Origin of the sequence: Ideonella sp. B508-1 (genome assembly GCF_000333615.1) — a bacterium.
Taxonomy (GTDB): Bacteria; Pseudomonadota; Gammaproteobacteria; order Burkholderiales; family Burkholderiaceae_C; genus Ideonella.
Window position 1 is genome coordinate 1 of sequence record NZ_BADL01000500.1, and the last position, 17,607, is coordinate 17,607.

Here is a 17,607-nt window from a genome sequence, read left to right on the forward strand (position 1 = left end):
GGGCCTGCGGCCCAGCGGCATGTCGCCGATTTCGTCGAGGAACAGGGTGCCGCCGTTGGCCTGCAGGATGCGGCCCGTGGCCCCCTTGCGGCGCGCGCCGGTGAAGGCGCCCTCCTCGTAGCCGAAGAGCTCAGCCTCGATCAGCGTCTCGGGAATGGAGGCGCAGTTGACCGCCACGAAGGGCTGCTTGGCGCGGTGTGAATCCTGGTGGACGGCGCGCGCCAGCAGCTCCTTGCCGGTGCCGGTTTCGCCCAGGATCATCAGCGGAATGTCGCGGTTCAGGATGCGCTGCACCTTGCGCACCACGGATTCGATCTGTGCATCGCCCGTGGCCAGGTAGTGCAGGCCGGAGAGCCGGGCTTCGGCCGCCCCGGCCTCGGCCCGGGCCCGCTCGTCCGCGCCCCCCAGGCTGGTCGGGCGCTCCGTCGGCGGCTCCATCGCCTGCGGCGAGGCGGCCAGGGGCGCCGGATCGCCCAGGCCGGTCAGACGCTGCAGCGCCCCGGTGACCCGTGGGCTGGCGTGCAGCAGCCGCCCGTTGGACAGCTGCAGGCGCATGGGCTGAGCCAGCGGGGCCCGCAGATGGTCGACCAGCACGCCCAGGTTGATGTTGAAGAGGCTGTCCAGCGTGTGCAGGCGGACCGAGGCACTGCTCATGTCCAGCAGATCCAGCGCGGCACGGTTGGCCCCCTGGATGCGGCCATCGGCGCCCACCACCAGAATGCCTTCGAGCAGGGTGCCGATGAACTCGGGCCGGATGTGGAAGTGCAGGCGCACCCGGTCCCCGCTGTCGTCGGTCAGCCAGTGGTTCTCGATCATGCGGGCCGACATGCGCACCAGGCCCATGGTGTGCTGGTGGTAGGTGCGCTGATCCCCGCTGACGTCCAGCACCCCGAGGATGTTGCCGCGCGGATCGAAGATGGGCGCGGCCGAACAGGTCAGGAAGCTGTTGATGTGCATGAAGTGCTCGGCGGCATGGACCAGCGTGGGTCGCTCTTCCACCAGTGCCGTGCCCACCGCGTTCGTGCCCTTGGACTGCTCGGCCCAGTTCACCCCCGGGGACAGCGCCACCTTGTGGGCCCGGGCCATGAAGCCGTCGTCGCCCACCGTGTGCAGGATGGTGCCCTGCGCATCGGTCAGCACGATCATGCTGTCGGTGTTGACGATCTGCTCCAGCAACAGCTCCATCACCGGCGCGGCACGGCTGAACAGGCGCAGGTTGCGCTCCTGCGCCAGGTTCAGGTCGCCGCGCAGCATGGGCTCGTAGTCGGGCCGTTCCACCCGCGACAGCCCCAGGGCCGCGCAGCGCAGATGGGACTGCTCGATGCGCTCCAGGTGGGCCTGCGCCAGGTCCTGCGGCATCGCCACCGGCGCTGTCCAGCCGCCCGCGAAGGCGCCGGTCCGGTCTCCGGCCGGGGCGTTGCCCGTCGACATGGTCATGTGTGTTCTCCTGCCGCCCGCATGCGGGCTTGTCTCCGTCTTGTCCCGGGTCAACCCTGAGAGGATCTGTCCTCCTGGGGCACGGAACTGTTCATTCCTGCAACAGGTTCTGCTGCCTTTCGGATGCCTGTCTGTCAGGTGCTGGACCGGACCGCCCATGCCTGGCCACGCTGGGTGGCAGAGGTATTGAAGCAGATGCCCGCGTCGGTGGGAATCGGTGCAACAACTGTTCCCGCGTGAAGCATTCGGCCATGGCACATGGTTTGCGTTTGGTCAGGCCACGGTACCCCGACATCGACAACAGGAGACAAGCCACATGACCTCGACCGTTTCCCGCCACCCGCTGACCCCCCTGGCGCGCTGGGCGCGCATGGGCGCCCTGCTGTGCAGCCTGGGCGCTGCCGGCCTGGCCGCCTGGGCTCACGGCGATGTGACGCCCCAGCCCATCGACACCACCGGCCTGCCGAACCTGGGCGAAGGCTGGCGCACCGAGAATCCCTACAGCGGCAACGAGCTGGCCATCCGCATCGGCACGTCCGGCTTCAACCAGAACTGCGCCCGCTGCCACGGCCTGGAAGCCATCTCCGGCGGCATCGCGCCGGACCTGCGCCGCCTGGACAACGACTGCGTGGGCATGGCCGACGCCGAGCAGCGCAAGGCCTGCAAGACGGACATGGACGAGTACTTCATCACCACGGTCCGCCACGGCCGCACCCGCAACGGCGCGGTCTACATGCCGCCCTTCGAAGGCGTGCTGAGCCAGGAAGCGCTCTGGACCATCAAGGCCTACCTCGAAACCCGCCGCGAAAAGCCCATGCCCTGAGCGGGCCGGAGGTTCCTTCATGCACACCACGGATCCTGGCCGCCGCGCCCTGCTGCGCGGCCTGGCCGCCGTCGCCCTGACGGCGCCGATGTGGCCCGCCGCGGCCACCACCCTGGCCCAGGTGCGCGAGCGCAGCACCCTGAAGGTCGGCATCTACAACGACATGCCGCCGTTCCACCAGAACGGCAAGGGCATCGACGTCGACCTGGCTCAAGCCCTGGCCGATGCCCTCGGGGTGAAACTGGCCTTGATGCCCTTCACCGCCGACGAGAACATGAACGACGATCTGCGCAACATGGTCTGGAAGGGGCATTACCTGGGCTATGGCCCGGCCGATGTCCTGATCCATGTGCCGGTGGACGCGCCGCTGATGGACGCCAACCCGCAGACGCTGATCTTCGCGCCCTACTGCCGTGAGCGGGTGGCGATTGCCCGCCGCCTGTCCGAACTGCCCCGGCTCGACACCCTGACCCCGCTGGTCGGCCAGCCGGTGGCGGTGCCGGGCCAGACGCTGGCGGGCTGGCTGCTGATCGGCGCCAACAACGGCATGCTGCGCGACACCCTGCGCACGCAATGGAAGGACGGCACCGAGACCGCCCGGGCCCTGAGCCAGGGGGAGGTGGTGGCCGCCGCCGGCCTGGAGTCCGAGTTGCAGAGCGTGCTGCACGACGACCCGCGTTTCGCCATCACCCCCCTGCCCATGCCCCAGTCGCCGCGCGATGGCTGGGCCGTGGGCCTGGCCGTCAAGCGCGACGCCGAGGATTTGGCCAGCGCCCTGAGTGCCACCCTGACCCAGATGGCCCAGGACGGTCGCCTGCGCCAGATCTTTGCCAAGCAGCACGTGACGTGGCGGAGCGCCTGAGCCCGCACCGAACCCCAACCCCGAGGAGACACACGATGACCCGATCCCTGCTTCTGCTGGCAGCTGCCCTGCCGGTGGCCCTGGCCCAGCCGGCCCTGGCCGCCAATGACAACGACGCCGTGATGAAGGCCCTGGCCAGCAAGAGCGGCTGCTTCACCTGCCACCACATCGAACCGGGCTCCAAGGGCCCCAACGGCATGGCGCCGATCGGGCCGGACTGGCAGGACGTGGCCGACAAGTACCGCGGCAACCCCGACGCGCTGGACGCGCTGACCCACACGGTGATGACGGGCTCGAACCCCTACGCCAGCCACTGGAAGGGCCGCGTCAGCGGTCTGGCCATGCCGCCCAATGCGGTGGCCGTGTCCGAGGCCGATGCGCGCCGGCTGGTGCAGTGGATTCTGTCGATGCCGCCCAAGCAGTGAGTGTCGGACGGGGCCGATGTCCTGCGGGATCCCGGCCCTGAGCGCGCCCCTGGCGCTCAGTGCGAGGCGTGGTCGCCCGCCTTGTCCGAGGGGCTGGCGTCTGCGCCACCCGCGGCATCGCCGCCATCCCCCCCGTCTCCGTCCGAGGTGGCCTTGGGCTTGGGCTTGGCGAAATCTTCCGGCTTGAGCTGGGGGGTCACCGCCTCGAGCTTGTTCTCCCGCATGTACTCGTCCATCTCGCGCCAGCCGGCGTAGACGGCGGCCTTGTCGGCCTTGCGGTTGAGCAGGTAGCAGTCCTCGATGGCGCGACCGCCATTGCGGCAGGCACCGCCAATGGCCTTGCCCTCGGCCTCACGCTTCTCGGACTGGACCTTGGGCGTGTCGATGCCCAGCTGGTCGCAACCGGACAGCAGAACCAACACGGCGAGGGCACAGAGGACGGAACGCATCGCGGGACCTTGAAAGGCAGACAGGGAACGGTCGCCCGTTCCCTGGTCTTATCGGCCCGCGCCGACGTGAACTTGAGGCCGAACCGGCCTGCGGGGTTCAGGCCCGGCGGCCCTGCGCCTGGGCCATCGCCATCAGGCGCTCCACCCGTTCCTCGGTGGAGGGGTGGGTCGAAAACAGGCCGCTCAGGCCCCGCCCGGACAGCGGGTTCATGATCATCATCTGCGCGGTCTCGGGGTGCGCTTCCGCGGTCTCCAGCGGAATGCCCTGCGCGTAACGGTGGATCTTCTGCAGCGCATTGGCCAGGGCAGCCGGGTCGCCGGAGATCTCGGCGCCGCCGCGGTCGGCCTCGAATTCGCGGGCTCGGCTGATGGCCATCTGGATCAGGCTGGCGGCGATGGGCGCCAGGATCATGACCAGGATGGACACGACGGGGTTGACCGGCCGGCCTTCCTCGTCCCGCCCGCCGAAGATCATCGCGAAATTGGCCAGCATGCCGATGGCACCCGCCATCGTGGCGCTGATGGTGGAGATCAGGATGTCGCGGTGCTGCACATGGGCCAGTTCGTGGGCCATCACGCCCCGCAGCTCGCGCTCGGTCAGCACCCGCAGGATGCCGGTGGTGGCTGCCACCGCCGCATGCTGCGGGTTGCGGCCGGTGGCGAAGGCGTTGGACGCGTCCTCGTTGATCAGGTAGACGCGCGGCATGGGCAGGCCGGCGTTGGCGGCCAGCTCCTGCACCAGGCGGTAGAACTGCGGCGCGGTCTGGGCGTCGACCTCCTGCGCGTTGTACATGCGCAGGACCATCTTGTCCGAAAACCAGTAGCTGAAGAAGTTCATGCCCAGCGCCAGCAGCAGCGCCAGCACCATGCCCTGATGGCCCCCCAGCAGGCGGCCGATGACCATGAACAGCGCGGTGATGGCGGCCATCAGGACGGCCGTCTTCATCAGGTTGAACATCGTGGTGGTCCTTTTCAGGCGAACAGCAGTGAATGTCCTGTTCAGATGCGGGCGGAGGGCCGAAGTTCAAGCTTCAAGCGCCCCCGGCCCCGGCCCGGGGCGATGCCGGCTCAGTGGCGTTGAGGTGCCGGCGGCGCCACCTCGGCCAGCGAGCTCCCCAGCAGTTGGGGCCGGGCCTGCAGCAGCGCCGCAGCGGGCTGGCGCTTGCCGCCGGGCCGCTGGATCTGGTGGACCTCCAGCCCGCCCTGCCCGCAGGCCACGGTGAAGCGCTCCGGCGTGGCCGACACCACGGTGCCCGGCACGCCCTGCACCTCGGGCCGCAGACGGGCCTGCCAAAGTTTGACCACTTCGCCTTCGCAGACGAAGCTGGCCCCTGGGAAGGGATCGAAGGCCCGCACGCGGCGCTCGATCACGGCCGCCGGCAGCTGCCAGTCGATGGCGCTTTCCGCCTTGTCGATCTTGTGGGCATAGCAGACCCCCTCGGCCGGCTGCGGCACGGCCACAAGCCGGCCGGCCTGGGCCTGCTGCAGCGCCTGGACGATCAGGCGACCGCCCAGCGCCGCCAGGCGGTCGTGCAGGCGGCCGGTGGTGTCGTCGGGGTGGATGGGCTCTTCGGCCGCCAGCAGCATGTCGCCGGTGTCCAGGCCCTCGTCCATCTGCATCACGGTGATGCCGGTCGCGGCATCTCCCGCCTCGATGGCGCGATGGATCGGTGCCGCGCCCCGCCAGCGGGGCAGCAGCGAGGCATGAATGTTCAGACAGCCCAGGCGCGGCCATTGCAGCACCCAGGCCGGCAGGATCAGGCCGTAGGCCGCCACCACCATGACGTCGATGGCCGCGGCCTCCAGGGCCTGGCGGGCCGCCTGGGCATCCTCCGGGTAGCGGCCGTCGAGCCTCAGGCTGCGCGGCTGAGCGATCTGGGCCCCCAGGCTCAGCCCCAGCTGCTTGACGGGGGAGGGCGTGAGCTTCATGCCACGGCCGGCGGGCCGGTCGGGCTGGGTCAGCACCAGGGGCACCGTGTATCCGGCCTCGTGAAGCGCCTGCAGCGCCACGGCGGCGAATTCCGGCGTGCCGGCAAAGGCGACGCGAAGCGCGGCCGCCGAAGAAGGTTCGCTCATGCCAGTCCCTTCAGCGGCGCTTCTGTTCTTCGCGGCTGCGCTTGAGCATCTTGGACTTGATGCGCTCGCGCTTGAGGGGGCTGAGGTATTCGACGAAAACCTTGCCCATCAGGTGGTCCATCTCGTGCTGAACGCACACGGCGGCCAACCCCTCCACCGCCATCTCGTAGCTTTGTCCGTTGCGGTCCAGGGCCCGCACCGTCACCTTGGCGTGGCGTTGCACGGCGTCATAAATGGTGGGCACGGACAGGCAGCCCTCGTCGCCGACCACCATCTCCTCGCTGACGGCGATCAATTCGGGATTGATCAGCACGCGGGGCTCGTTGCGCTCTTCGGAGGTGTCCATCACGATGAGGCGCTGGTGCACATCCACCTGGGTGGCGGCCAGGCCGACCCCCTCGGCCTCGTACATCGTCTCCAGCATGTCGTCGATCAGTTGCCGCAGGCGGTCATCCACCTCCTGGACCGGCTCAGCCACGGTGTGCAGTCGGGGATCGGGATAGCGGAGGATGGAAAGCTGGGCCATGGGAGCAGGAGAAGACGGAAATGGAAGGGCCAAAGCAGCCCGGCAATGTGGAAACTGTGCAACGTCCGGTTTCAAACCCGGCCAAGGGGCACAGGTTTCGTCGTACCGATTTCATTGCGACATCAAGGGTTTAGGGGCAGAATTTGCCAGACTTTCTCATGATTGCCCCGAGCTGTGTCTGGCCTAGCCGTGCATTTGACGCACGCAGGCTCGACCACAGGATTGTTGCACCGTCACCGATTTCCGGCTCATTGCCCGGGAGTGTCCATACATGAGCCGCACGCTTGCACGCACCGCCGTTTCCGCTTCCCTGCTGGCCTGGGGCCTTGGCAGCCTGACGGCCCTGCCGGCCTGGGGCGCCAACTACCCCATCACGCCGGGGCAGCGCGCCACGGCCCAGGAGGTGGCCCAGGCCGGTGTTCCCCTGTCCGAGCTGGCCCCCAACGCCCCCGACACCTACACCGTCAAGAAGGGTGACACCCTGTGGGACATCTCCAAGCTCTACCTGCGCAAGCCCTGGCGCTGGCCGGAGCTGTGGGGCATGAACCTGCAGGAGATCCGCAACCCCCATCTGATCTATCCCGGCCAGGTGCTCTACCTGGACAAATCCAACGGCCGCGCCCGGCTGACTTTGGCCCGTCCGGTGCCCTCGGCCGAGGACGGCAAGTTGTCGCCGCAGTTGCGGGCCGAGGCGCTGGCCAGTGACGCCATTGCCTCCGTCCCGATGAGCCTGATCGGGCCCTTCCTGACGGACGCGGTGGTCTTCGAGACCAACGAGCTGGAAACCGCCCCGCGCATCGTGGCCACCCAGGAAGGCCGGGTGATGCTGGGCCGCGGGGACCGGGCCTACGTCCGCGGCGATGTCTCCGGTGCGCGGCTGTGGCAGATCTTCCGCGAACCCAAGCCGCTGACCGACCCCGACACCGGTGAGATTCTCGGTTTCGAGGCCCGCCATGTGGGGGCCGCCGAGCTGGTCCGCGCCGCCGACGAAAGCCAGACCCCGGAAGGCGGCGCCATCGTGCCGTCCACCTTCCTGATCACCCAGTTGCGGGAAGAGGCCGGCGTGGGCGACCGCCTGGCCCCCCTGCCCCCCAAGGACTACAGCCCCTTCGCTCCGCATGCCCCGACCGGCCCGCTGGCGGGCCGCATCATTTCGCTCTACGGCGATCACCTGAGCGCCGGTCAAAACCAGATCGTGGCGCTCAACCGTGGCCTGCGTGATGGCGTGGAGCGCGGCCATGTGCTCGCCCTGTGGTCGGCCGGCAGCCTGCGCCAGGACAGCACCGACCCAGACCATGCCATGCTGCAACTGCCAGACGAGCGCAATGGCCTGCTGTTCGTGTTCCGTGTGTTCGAGCGCGTGTCCTACGCCCTGATCCTGAACACCCAGGATCCGGTCAAGCCCGGGGACCGCTTCAGCCAACCCTGACGAGGTCGACTGCGGGTGCCCTCCCCGGCGCACAGGCCATCGGCCCCGGCCACACCGGATGAGCACCGGGACTGGCTGCTCCTGACCCACACCCCCGGCCTGGGCCGCGAGGCTCAGCGCCGCTTGCTGGCCGCCCTGGGCTCGCCAACGGCCGTCCTGCGGACGACTCCGCGAACCTGGGCCGAGGTGGCCGGCCCGGCTGCCGCCCAGGCGCTGAGCGCGCCCACAGACGAGCGTCTGGCCCTGGCCGAACGCACACTGCGCTGGCTGGACGAAGCCCCGGAGCTGCGGCACCTGCTGCCCTTGGGACACCCGGACTACCCTCGGCTGCTGCTCAACACCGCCGACCCGCCCGTGCTGCTGCATGCCCAGGGGCAGTTGCGGTGCTTGCAGACCCCTGGCGTGGCCATCGTCGGCAGCCGCCACGCATCGCCCCAGGGACTGGACCTGGCACGCGACTTCGCCCGGGCCCTCGCCGAGGCCGGCGTGACGGTGATCTCCGGCCTGGCCCTGGGCATCGACGGCGCCGCCCACCAGGGCGCGCTGGATGGCGGCGGGGACACGGTGGCGGTGGTGGGCACCGGCCTGGACCGGGTCTACCCGGCGCGGCACCGCAGCCTGGCCCACCAGATCCAGGACCACGGCCTGCTGCTCAGCGAGTTCCCCCTGGGCGCGCCGCCACGCCCGGAGCACTTTCCCAGCCGCAACCGCATCATCGCCGGCATGAGCCTGGGAACGCTGGTCGTGGAGGCGGCCCCCAAGTCGGGCTCGCTGATCACCGCGCGCCTGGCCGGCGAATGCGGGCGGGAGGTCTGGGCGATCCCGGGTTCCGTGCTGTCGCCGCAATCCCGTGGCTGCCACCAGCTGATCCGGGAGGGCGCCGCCCTGGTGGAAGAACCCCAGGAGGTGATCGACGCCCTGCGGGCCCTGCACGGAGGCGCGGCCCTGGCGCCCGCCGCAGCCACAGGGGAAACCCCTGCACCGACGCCGGCCGCCGACCCGCCGGAAGACCCTTTGCTGCAGGCAATGGGCCATGGGCCGATCACGCTGGACGCCCTGGCCGCCCGCTCGGGCTGGCCCGTGGAGCAATTGCTGGCCCGCCTGCTGACGCTGGAACTGGAAGGGCGGGTCGCCCGCATGCCGGGTGGGCTGCTGCAGCGGCGCGGGCGCGGTTGACCCCCCAAACACCGGGTCGGGAAGTGCCCATCTCGAACGGGCGGCCTTCCGGGCCTCGGTTATAGTCAGCCCATGTTTGATGTGCTGGTCTACCTGTACGAGAACTACTGGCGGCCTGACGCCTGCCCGGATCACGAGCAGTTGACGCGCAAGCTGTCGGCAGTGGGGTTCGAAACCGATGAGATCCAGGAGGCCTTGAGCTGGCTGGATGGGCTGACCGCCACCACGGCGCTGGCCCAGATCCGGATGCCCGCACAAGACAGCATGCGGATCTACCAGCCACGCGAGCTGTCGCTGCTGGGCGAGGACTCCGTCGGCTTCATCAGCTTCCTGGAGTCCGCCGGTGTGCTGCCGCCCCCGATGCGCGAGATGGTGATTGATCGCGCCACCGCCGTCGGCACCGGCCCGCTCAGCCTGGACGACCTGAAGATCATCGTGCTGATGGTGTTCTGGAGCCTGGGCGAGGAGCCCGACGCCCTGATCCTGGACGAACTGTTCGTCGCCCCCGAAGAGCGCCTGATCCACTGAGCCACGTACACCCGGCGCTTTAAGACAAGAAAGGGCGGCCTCGGCAGCCCTTTTGTGTTCTGGGGGCGCGGCGAACGCGCCTCAGTGCACCAGCCGGCCGGGATCGGCGCTGATCTTGCGCAGGGCATCCCGGGTGGCGGCCATCGTCAGGGGCTCATCCTCCACCGGCACAAGCAGACCGGCCTGGAGAAACGCTGCCAGACGGGCCTTCTGGAACAGCACGCAGCGTCCCTGCGGATTCACGAAAAGGGACAGCTGCTTGTGCATGCCCTGCCAGGCCAGGCGCACCGTTTCGTGACGCCCGCGGAAATCCAGCGTGAAGGCATTGCCCACCGGGAGCTCCATCGCCGCGGCGAGCATGGAAGGCCCGGGCATCGAGCCGCCTTCGGCCACGATCTCCAGACCCTCGTGCTGATGGTTGGCCTCGTCGAGCACCCAGCTGTCGTCCAGCTCGAACTCCTCGTCAGGCATCATCTCCTCGATGGTCTCCAGACGCTGCTTGAGCTGCTCGAGCTGATCGCTGGACATGCTGACACTGCGGGCGCTGAAGGCCGCGGTGAGCGCGGCGTTCAGCGCCTTGATCGCGTCCTCCTGACGCTTGGCGTCCAGGCCGGCCGCGCCCATGCCCTGGCGCACCACGCCCAGCAGGTGAGGCAGCTTGCGGATCACGTCGGCCCGCTCCTCACGCGTGGTCTTGGCCGTGGCCATCCACATCAGGTCGGTGGCGGCCTCGCGCACGGTCTTGACCTCGGCGCTCTTGGCGCCATGGCGCACCGCGGTGGTGGCCAGCACGTCAGCCCAGATGTGGAAGAGAAAGTCGCGCACACCTTCCTGCACCGGCACATCGGCCAGCATCTTGCGCAGCTCGATGGTGTACTGGATGGCCAGCGTTTCGCGCTGCTCGATCTGCTGGGCCAGCGAGACGCCCGCCTTGGTGGCCTCGTTGTGCTCCCGGAAGTACTTCTCCAGGAACTTCTCGAATTCGTTGAGCACCGCCTGGAACACCCGGCGCCCCGTGTCGGGGAAAGCCTCCACCACCTGGACGACCCGCCGAATCTCGGCTTCCAGCGGCGTGCCGATCAGGTCGGCATTGCCCTCGAAGCCCATCACGCAGGCGCCCATGCGGTCGATCAGCCGGCGCGCCGGATGGTCGGCCCCGGAGAAGAAATCGGGCTCGGCCAGGGCCACCCGCAGCACCGGCATTTGCAGACGGGCGAAATACACCCGCAAGGCGGCTGGCACCCGCTCGTCGGTGAGGATGGCCTGGAACAACAGGGCCACCAGCTCGACGGTGGCGCGCTCTTCCGGCGTGGCCGCCGCCTGCTTGAGGGTCTGCTGACGCTCCCGCAGCTCGGCAATCAGCCGCGCCGGGGAAGCGGCCTCTTCCGTGCCGGCCGTCTGGGCGGCCACCTCGGCGGCCACCCGCTGCTGCACCTGGCCCATGGCCTGCGACAGCTGTTGCGACGGCATGCGCCCCACCACTTGCTGCCTGAAGCCAGGCACATGCTGGTCGAGGATGTCGCCGAAGCGCTGCATGACCAGGTCCGCACGCGGCAGCGCGCCATCGGATTGCCGGGTCATCAGGCGGGTTTCCTCGCCCAGGTTGCCCCGGCCACTGACGCCCGCCTCCCCCGGCCCGGCCACGCCGGCACCAGAGCCGACGCCAAAGCCGGCAGCAGCCCCACCGCGCACGGCACCTGCACCTGGGACGGCAGCACCGGAGCCAGCGCTGGCTGCACCGACCGCCGATCCACCGACCGCCCCCGGCGCGCCACCCACGCCGGGCGCCGTGTCGGTGCGGAAGTCGACGCCGGGCCGCAGCGTCAGACCAGGGCCCCGGCCACGGGCGGGCACCTGCCCGGCCGCGCCACCGCCCCGCAGGCTCTCAGGCACGACGCGGGCGATGTTGGATCCCAACGGAGCGGCAGGCATGCCGCGCGGTGATGCGCCCTGGGGCGTGGGACCGGAGGGCGCCCACTGGCCCGCAGGCGATGCGGTGCTCACACCGGCGCCTTGGCTGTCGCCCCCCTCCAGTGGCACGGCGCTGGTGGTGGGGCCTTCCGCGCGCCGGATGAAGGGGCGCAAGTCCACCTGCGGCAAGACACCCTGCTCCACCAGCCAGGCATTGGTCTCGTGGAAGACAGTCTCCAGCAGCTCCGCGCTGGCCTTGTGCAGGGCGGGCTCCAGTGCCCGCCAGCTCTCCAGGTCCATCCCGGCGTTGAGCCAGGCCCGCACCATGCAGCGGGCGATCACCTGGGGTCGGAACAGGTCGTCGTCGTCCAGGTCCGGCAGCCCGCTGAGCTGTCCCAGCCGGGCCCGCAGGTCGGCGAATTCCCAGGTGGTCTTGTCCAGGAGCGCGAGCGTCAGCCGCGAGACCAGGATGTTGCGTGTGACGGTTTCGTCGTCGACCAGCGACAGCCCGCCCCCGGTGCTCAGACCGGCGCTGAGCGTGGTCAGGGCATGGCCGCTGCCTGGCCCGGCCAGCTGTTCACGAACCTGCTTGACGACCTCCGGCAGCCACTGTCGCCCATGGCGCACCAGGGACTGCAGCATGTCGGCCCGCTGCTGCGCGATGGCCCGCTCGGCCAGCTCTTCGTTGAGCTTCTGCGCCAGCCGCACCGCGGCGTCGAGCAGAGGCTGCAGGTCCTTCAGGACCAGATCAACGTAGTGGCGGCGGGCTTCGTCCAGCGAGGGCAGACCAGCGGCAGCTGCGGGCATCGATGCGTGCTTGGTGGACAGGGATCCGCTGACTCTACACCACCGCCCCGGCGTTGGGATCGCCAGGATCGGAATCCTTCGTCCCGCTGCCGCCGCCCTTGACCAGGTCATCCCGGCTCACACCCAGCCACATGGCGATGGCTGCCGCCACAAAGACCGACGAATAGATGCCGAACAGGATGCCGATGGTCAGCGCCACGGCAAAGTAGTGCAGCGTGGGGCCGCCGAACAGCAGCATGGACAGCACCATCATCTGGGTCGAGCCGTGGGTGATGATGGTCCGGCTCATCGTGCTGGTGATGGCGTGGTCGATCACCTCGGGGGTGTTCATCTTGGCGAAACTGCGGAAAGGCCTCGCGGAATCCGGTCCGAAGATCACGACCGACTCGTTGACCGAATAGCCCAGCACGGCCAGCACCGCCGCCAGCACCGAGAGCGAGAACTCCCACTGGAAGAAGGCGAAGAAGCCCAGGATGATGACCACGTCGTGCAGGTTGGCGATGATGGCCGCGATGGCGAACTTCTTCTCGAAGCGGATCGCCAGGTAGCCCATGATGCCCAGCACCACGAAGATCAGGGCCTTGCCACCGTCCCACACCAGCTCCTCGCCCACCGAGGGGCCGACGAACTCGGTGCGCGACAGCGTCAGCGGCTCGGCCGTGCCGGCCTGGCAGGCCTGACGGCTGCCCTGCTCACCCTGCGGCGTCGTGTACTGCTGCTCGGCCACCGTGCCGTTCTCGGCGGAGCACAGCTGCGTGAAGACACGCGCGGCCAGTTCCTGCGGCTTGGCGTCCTTGCTGACGGGCAGGCGGATCATCACATCGCGCGAGGTGCCGAAGTTCTGCACCTGCACGTCGCCGAAGCCCATTTTCTCGACCACGGCGCGCACCCGCGCCAGATCGGCCGATTGGGCGTAGGACACCTCGAGCACCGTGCCACCGGTGAACTCGTTGGACAGGTGCAGACCGCGGGTGACCAGGAAGAACACCGCGGCCGCGAAGGTCAGCGCCGAGATGAGGTTGAACACCAGCGCGTACCGCATGAACGGGATGTCGCGCCGGATACGGAAGAATTCCATGGAAAGCCTCTTGAGAGTCTTTGGCGTCTCGGAAGACGGGGCGCGAAATCAGCGGACGTCGCTGGCCGGCGGCTGGGCCGAGGCCCCACCGTCGGGCCGCCAGACCTGGCCGATGGACACCGACTTGAGCTTCTTCTGCCGGCCGTACCAGAGGTTGACCAGACCGCGCGAGAACATCACGGCCGAGAACATCGAGGTCAGGATGCCCAGGCAGTGCACGACGGCAAAGCCGCGCACCGGGCCGGAACCGAAGGCCAGCAGGGCCAGACCCGCGATCAGGGTGGTGATGTTCGAGTCCAGGATGGTGGCCCAGGCCCGCTCGTAACCGGCGTGAATGGCCGCCTGCGGCGAGGCGCCGCCGCGCAGCTCTTCGCGCACCCGCTCGTTGATCAGCACGTTGGCGTCGATGGCCATGCCCAGCGCCAGGGCGATGCCCGCGATTCCGGGCATCCTCGACGTGGCCTGCCACATCGACAGCCCCGCTACAAGTTTGAGCAGGTTAAAGCCGAAGTCCACGCCGTGAGAAAACCCGCCTAATATGGGTTATTAAATGCCCTTGATCACGGCGATGGCGGACAAGCCCTAGGCCAGGCTGTGAAAACCTTTGGGGATGTTGTCCGCCCCCAGGCTCGGGCCGATGGTGCGTTCTTCGATGATTTCCATTGGAGCGGCCAGCGAGCCGGCGCGCAGCAGCAGCGCCGTGTCATTGGCCTCCTGGGTGCTCATGCGTCCGGAGATCTGGAAGCGCGAGCCCAGTTCGCCGCGGATCACCGGCGCGGTCACGACCTCGCCCTTGCCCTTCTCGAAGAGCAGGATGGCCATGCGCTTGCCGATGTTGTCGCGCGAGATGTCGCGCATGATGCGCGCGCCCTTGGCGTCCACCGTCAGGTGCACCGCCGGCTGCTGGTGGTCGTCGAAGCCCGGCTGGGCGTCGGCCAGGTTCTCACCGGTCAGCACCACCTGGCGCTTGACGACCAGCGGACCACCGCCCCGCTCGACATAGAGCTCGTCGCCGAAAGGCACCGGCCCGCTGCCGGTGGCGGCCGCGGCCGCCTCGGCGCTGTCGTCCACCATGCGCAGTTCCAGCGTGGCGGTGCGGCCGATGATGTCCTTGGCCTTGGCCGTGTCCTGCACACCGGGCAGCTGCACCACCACGCGGTCCAGGCCCTGCTGCTGGATCACCGGCTCGGCCACGCCCAGCTCGTTGACCCGGTTGTGCAGCGTCGTGATGTTCTGCTTGAGCGCCGCCTGCTGGATCTTGATGGCCGACTGGGGCTTGAGCTCGCCGGTCAGCACCAGGTCGCCATTGGCCCCGGCGGACGGCGTCCACTGCATGTCCGGCTGGGTGTCGTTGAGCAGGGCCAGGGCCTGCTGGCGGGTGGGCTCGTCGCGGAAGTTCACGACGATGGCATTGCCGCTGCGGCTGATGCCGCTGTGGCGGATGTTCTTGTCACGCAGCGCGGTGCGGACGTCGCCAGTCATCGACTCGGCCTTCTTGTCCAGCGCGGCCTTCATGTCGACCTGCATCAGGAAGTGCACGCCGCCGCGCAGGTCCAGACCGAGGTACATCGGCAGCGCGTGCAGGGACGTGAGCCACTGCGGCGAACGCGACACCAGGTTGAGCGCCACGATGAAGGTCGGATCGGCCGGATCGGTGTTGAGCGCCTTGCTCAGCGCGTCCTTGGCCTTGAGCTGGGCATCGGTGCTGCCAAAACGCGCCTTGACCGAGTTGCCCTCCAACTGAATGTAGTCGGGCGAGAGCTGGGCATCGCCCAGCACCTGCGTCACGCGGGCTTCCAGCGCGGCATCCACCTTGATGGTGGCCTTGGCGCTGGACACCTGCACCGCAGGGGCCTCACCGAAGAAATTGGGCAGGGTGTAGATCAGGCCGATGACCAGCGCCAGGGCCAGCACGGCGTACTTCCACCAGGGATAACGATTCATGGGCAGTTCGCGGGACCGGCCCGCGCCATGTGACAACGGGGCGCATCCGCCCCGTCCTGGAAGACCCGCTCGGGGTCCCGTCCGACTTGCTTACTTCAGCGTGCCCTTGGGCAGCACCCGGCTCACCGATTGACGCTGCACCTGGACTTCCACGCCCTGGGCCAGTTCGACATGGATCACGCTCTCGCCGACCTTGGCAATGCGCCCCATCAGGCCATTGGCCACCACCACTTCGTCGCCCTTGGCCAGGTTGTCGACCATGGCCTTGTGCTCCTTCTGCTGCTTGATCTGGGGGCGGATCATGATGAAGTACAGCGCCACCAGCATGATCACCAGCGGCAGGTACTGGGCCAGTCCGGCCAGGCCCCCGGCGGGAGCGGCTGCGTCGGCGGCATAGGCGTTGGAGATGAACACGACTCGATTCCTTCTGCATGAGGCGCGGCCAGGCCTGTGGGGCCCACCGCGCAAAGAGGGTGTCCGGTCCGGACACGTGAACGGATCATTGTAGGGCGCCGTCAGCGCCGCCACAGGGACAGCCCAAGCAAAAGGCCCCCGGGGCTTGCGCACCGGGGGCCTTTTTCAGAAGCTGGTTGCGGGGGCAGGATTTGAACCTGCGACCTTTGGGTTATGAGCCCAACGAGCTACCAGACTGCTCCACCCCGCGACTGAAGCTGCAATTATGGCATGACTTTGAAATCAAAGTCCAGCCTTTTCCAAAGTTTTGACAAATTCTTCGACCGGCTCGAAACCGACCGCTCGCACGCCATGGTCCTTGCCCTGGGCATCGAAGAAGATGGTCCCGGGCGGGCCGAAGAGTTGGAAGCGCTGCAGCAGCGCCTTGTCCTGCGCCGTGTTGGCCGTGACATCGGCCTTGAGCAACAGCGCCTTGCCCAGTCGCGCCTGCACGCCGGCATCACTGAAGGTGAAGCGCTCCATCTCCTTGCAGGCCACGCACCAGTCGGCGTAGAAGTCCAGCATCACCGGCCGATCCGCCGTGCTCAGGATCTGGTCCAGCTCCTCCACCGACGTCACACGGCGAAAGTTCAGGCTGGACGCGGCCGTCGCGGTGGGCGCCGCCGCAGCGCCACCCCAATGCCGCAGCGGCTGCAGCGCGTCGCTGCCACCGGAGGCCGCGCCGGCCAGCTGCATCAGGCCGTAGGCCAATGCGGCCACGCCACCCGCCCGCTGCAGCCAGACCCGCGGCGCCCCGCTGTGCGGATGGGCATCGAAGGGGCGCAGCATGAAACCCAGCACCAGCAGCAGGCCGGCCCACAGGGCCAGGGCCAGGGAAGGCGGCAGGGCAGGCTGCGCCACCCACAGCGCCACACCCACCAGCAGCAGGCCGAAGAAGCGCTTGACCGCATGCATCCACGCGCCGGAGCGTGGCAGCCAGTGGCCGGCCGAGGCACCCAGCAGCAGCAGCGGCATGCTCATGCCCATGGCCATGGCGAACAGCGCAGTCCCCGCCAGCACCACATCGCGGCTCTGGCTCAGAAAGACCAGCGTGCCAGCCAGCGGCGCCGTGACGCAGGGGCTGACGATGAGCGCCGAGAGTCCCCCCATCACGAACACGCCCAGGAACTGCCCGCCCGGCAGCTGGCGGGACATCCCGTCCAGGTGGTTGCTCAGCGCATGGGGCAGACGCAGCTCGTAGACATCGAACATGGCCAGGGCCAGGATTAACAGCAGGCCGGCGAAGCTGAGCACCACCCAGGGCGTCTGCAGCGCCGCGGCCAGGCCTTCTCCGGCCAGCCCGGCGGCCACACCCATGGCGGTGTACAGCAGGGCCATGCCCAGCGAATAGGCCAGGGCCAGCAGAAAACCGCGACGGCGGCTGGTGGCCTGCCCGCTGCCCGCGATGATCGAGGACAGGATGGGCAGCATGGGCAGCACGCAGGGCGTGAACGCCAACAGCAGCCCCATCACCCAAAAGCCACCGATGACGGCCCACCAGTGTCCGCCCTTCAGCAGCGACTCGATGCGGTTACCCGGGCCCGACGGGCCGTCCGCGCCGACTGCCTTGGGCGCCGAAGCGGCGTCGCCGTCACGGCGACATCGACGGCGGCGGGGGCCGGTGATGCAGCGGTTTCAACGTCGCCCATCGGCTGCACCGTCCCGTCGCCGCCGAAGCCCTTG

Annotated in this window: 15 protein-coding genes, 1 tRNA gene and 1 pseudogene; 6 read left to right on the forward strand and 11 right to left on the reverse strand. The window is 68.8% G+C overall.

All coding sequences use genetic code 11. From position 1 onward, the window contains the following. A partial coding sequence (locus tag I73_RS34630) for a sigma-54-dependent Fis family transcriptional regulator (protein WP_022982191.1) occupies positions 1–1,437 on the reverse strand: 1,437 nt, incomplete at its 3' end. Positions 1,438–1,807: 370 nt separating this feature from the next. Between I73_RS34630 and pedF the strand changes: the two genes are divergently transcribed. The 3 genes from pedF to I73_RS19720 are packed head-to-tail and all read left to right on the forward strand — an operon-like array spanning position 1,808 to position 3,547. Next, the gene (gene pedF / locus I73_RS19710; RefSeq protein ID WP_199899075.1) at positions 1,808–2,260 is read left to right on the forward strand and encodes a cytochrome c-550 PedF; all 453 of its coding nucleotides are present in this window, start codon (positions 1,808–1,810) and stop codon (positions 2,258–2,260) included. 19 nt (positions 2,261–2,279) lie between these two features. Next, entirely contained in the window at positions 2,280–3,122 is an 843-nt protein-coding gene (locus tag I73_RS19715) for a transporter substrate-binding domain-containing protein (protein ID WP_022982193.1), read from the forward strand. A gap of 35 nt (positions 3,123–3,157) precedes the next feature. Then, positions 3,158–3,547 carry a c-type cytochrome gene (locus tag I73_RS19720; RefSeq protein WP_022982194.1) on the forward strand — a complete coding sequence of 130 codons (390 nt, stop codon included), beginning with the start codon at positions 3,158–3,160 and terminating at the stop codon, positions 3,545–3,547. 56 nt (positions 3,548–3,603) lie between these two features. Here I73_RS19720 and I73_RS19725 read toward each other — a convergent pair whose 3' ends face one another. The 4 genes from I73_RS19725 to def form a co-directional block, all read right to left on the reverse strand. Beyond that, entirely contained in the window at positions 3,604–3,996 is a 393-nt protein-coding gene (locus I73_RS19725) for a hypothetical protein (RefSeq protein WP_022982195.1), read from the reverse strand. A gap of 97 nt (positions 3,997–4,093) precedes the next feature. Next, positions 4,094–4,954: a zinc metalloprotease HtpX gene (htpX, locus tag I73_RS19730; protein ID WP_022982196.1), complete on the reverse strand. Its 861-nt coding sequence runs from the start codon at positions 4,952–4,954 to the stop codon at positions 4,094–4,096. A gap of 110 nt (positions 4,955–5,064) precedes the next feature. Then, on the reverse strand, positions 5,065–6,072 hold the full coding sequence (fmt, locus tag I73_RS19735) for a methionyl-tRNA formyltransferase (RefSeq protein ID WP_022982197.1): 1,008 nt from the start codon (positions 6,070–6,072) through the stop codon (positions 5,065–5,067). Positions 6,073–6,082: 10 nt separating this feature from the next. Next, complete coding sequence (gene def, locus I73_RS19740) at positions 6,083–6,598, reverse strand: peptide deformylase (RefSeq protein WP_022982198.1); 516 nt, start codon at positions 6,596–6,598, stop codon at positions 6,083–6,085. 271 nt (positions 6,599–6,869) lie between these two features. Here def and I73_RS19745 point away from each other — a divergent pair, with 271 nt between their 5' ends. The 3 genes from I73_RS19745 to I73_RS19755 all read left to right on the forward strand — a co-directional run bounded on the left by I73_RS19745 (position 6,870) and on the right by I73_RS19755 (position 9,731). Continuing rightward, positions 6,870–8,027: a LysM peptidoglycan-binding domain-containing protein gene (locus I73_RS19745; protein ID WP_022982199.1), complete on the forward strand. Its 1,158-nt coding sequence runs from the start codon at positions 6,870–6,872 to the stop codon at positions 8,025–8,027. 15 nt (positions 8,028–8,042) lie between these two features. After that, positions 8,043–9,203, forward strand: coding sequence for a DNA-processing protein DprA (dprA, locus tag I73_RS19750; RefSeq protein WP_022982200.1), 1,161 nt, complete (start codon positions 8,043–8,045; stop codon positions 9,201–9,203). 72 nt (positions 9,204–9,275) lie between these two features. After that, positions 9,276–9,731, forward strand: a complete 456-nt coding sequence (locus tag I73_RS19755) for a DUF494 family protein (RefSeq protein ID WP_022982201.1) — start codon at positions 9,276–9,278, stop codon at positions 9,729–9,731. Between the two features lie 81 nt (positions 9,732–9,812). On the opposite strand, the gene I73_RS19760 is transcribed toward I73_RS19755, so the two are convergent. The 6 genes and pseudogenes from I73_RS19760 to dsbD form a co-directional block, all read right to left on the reverse strand. Beyond that, complete coding sequence (locus I73_RS19760) at positions 9,813–12,449, reverse strand: DUF1631 family protein (protein ID WP_022982202.1); 2,637 nt, start codon at positions 12,447–12,449, stop codon at positions 9,813–9,815. Between the two features lie 34 nt (positions 12,450–12,483). After that, positions 12,484–13,527 carry a protein translocase subunit SecF gene (gene secF / locus I73_RS19765; RefSeq protein ID WP_022982203.1) on the reverse strand — a complete coding sequence of 348 codons (1,044 nt, stop codon included), beginning with the start codon at positions 13,525–13,527 and terminating at the stop codon, positions 12,484–12,486. 48 nt (positions 13,528–13,575) lie between these two features. After that, positions 13,576–15,471, reverse strand: a pseudogene (gene secD / locus I73_RS29290) (protein translocase subunit SecD). A gap of 90 nt (positions 15,472–15,561) precedes the next feature. Next, complete coding sequence (gene yajC, locus I73_RS19775; RefSeq protein WP_022982204.1) at positions 15,562–15,885, reverse strand: preprotein translocase subunit YajC; 324 nt, start codon at positions 15,883–15,885, stop codon at positions 15,562–15,564. Positions 15,886–16,058: 173 nt separating this feature from the next. After that, a tRNA-Met gene (locus tag I73_RS19780) sits at positions 16,059–16,135 on the reverse strand. A gap of 32 nt (positions 16,136–16,167) precedes the next feature. Continuing rightward, positions 16,168–17,394: a protein-disulfide reductase DsbD gene (dsbD, locus tag I73_RS29295; protein WP_051049298.1), complete on the reverse strand. Its 1,227-nt coding sequence runs from the start codon at positions 17,392–17,394 to the stop codon at positions 16,168–16,170. Positions 17,395–17,607 lie beyond the last annotated feature (213 nt).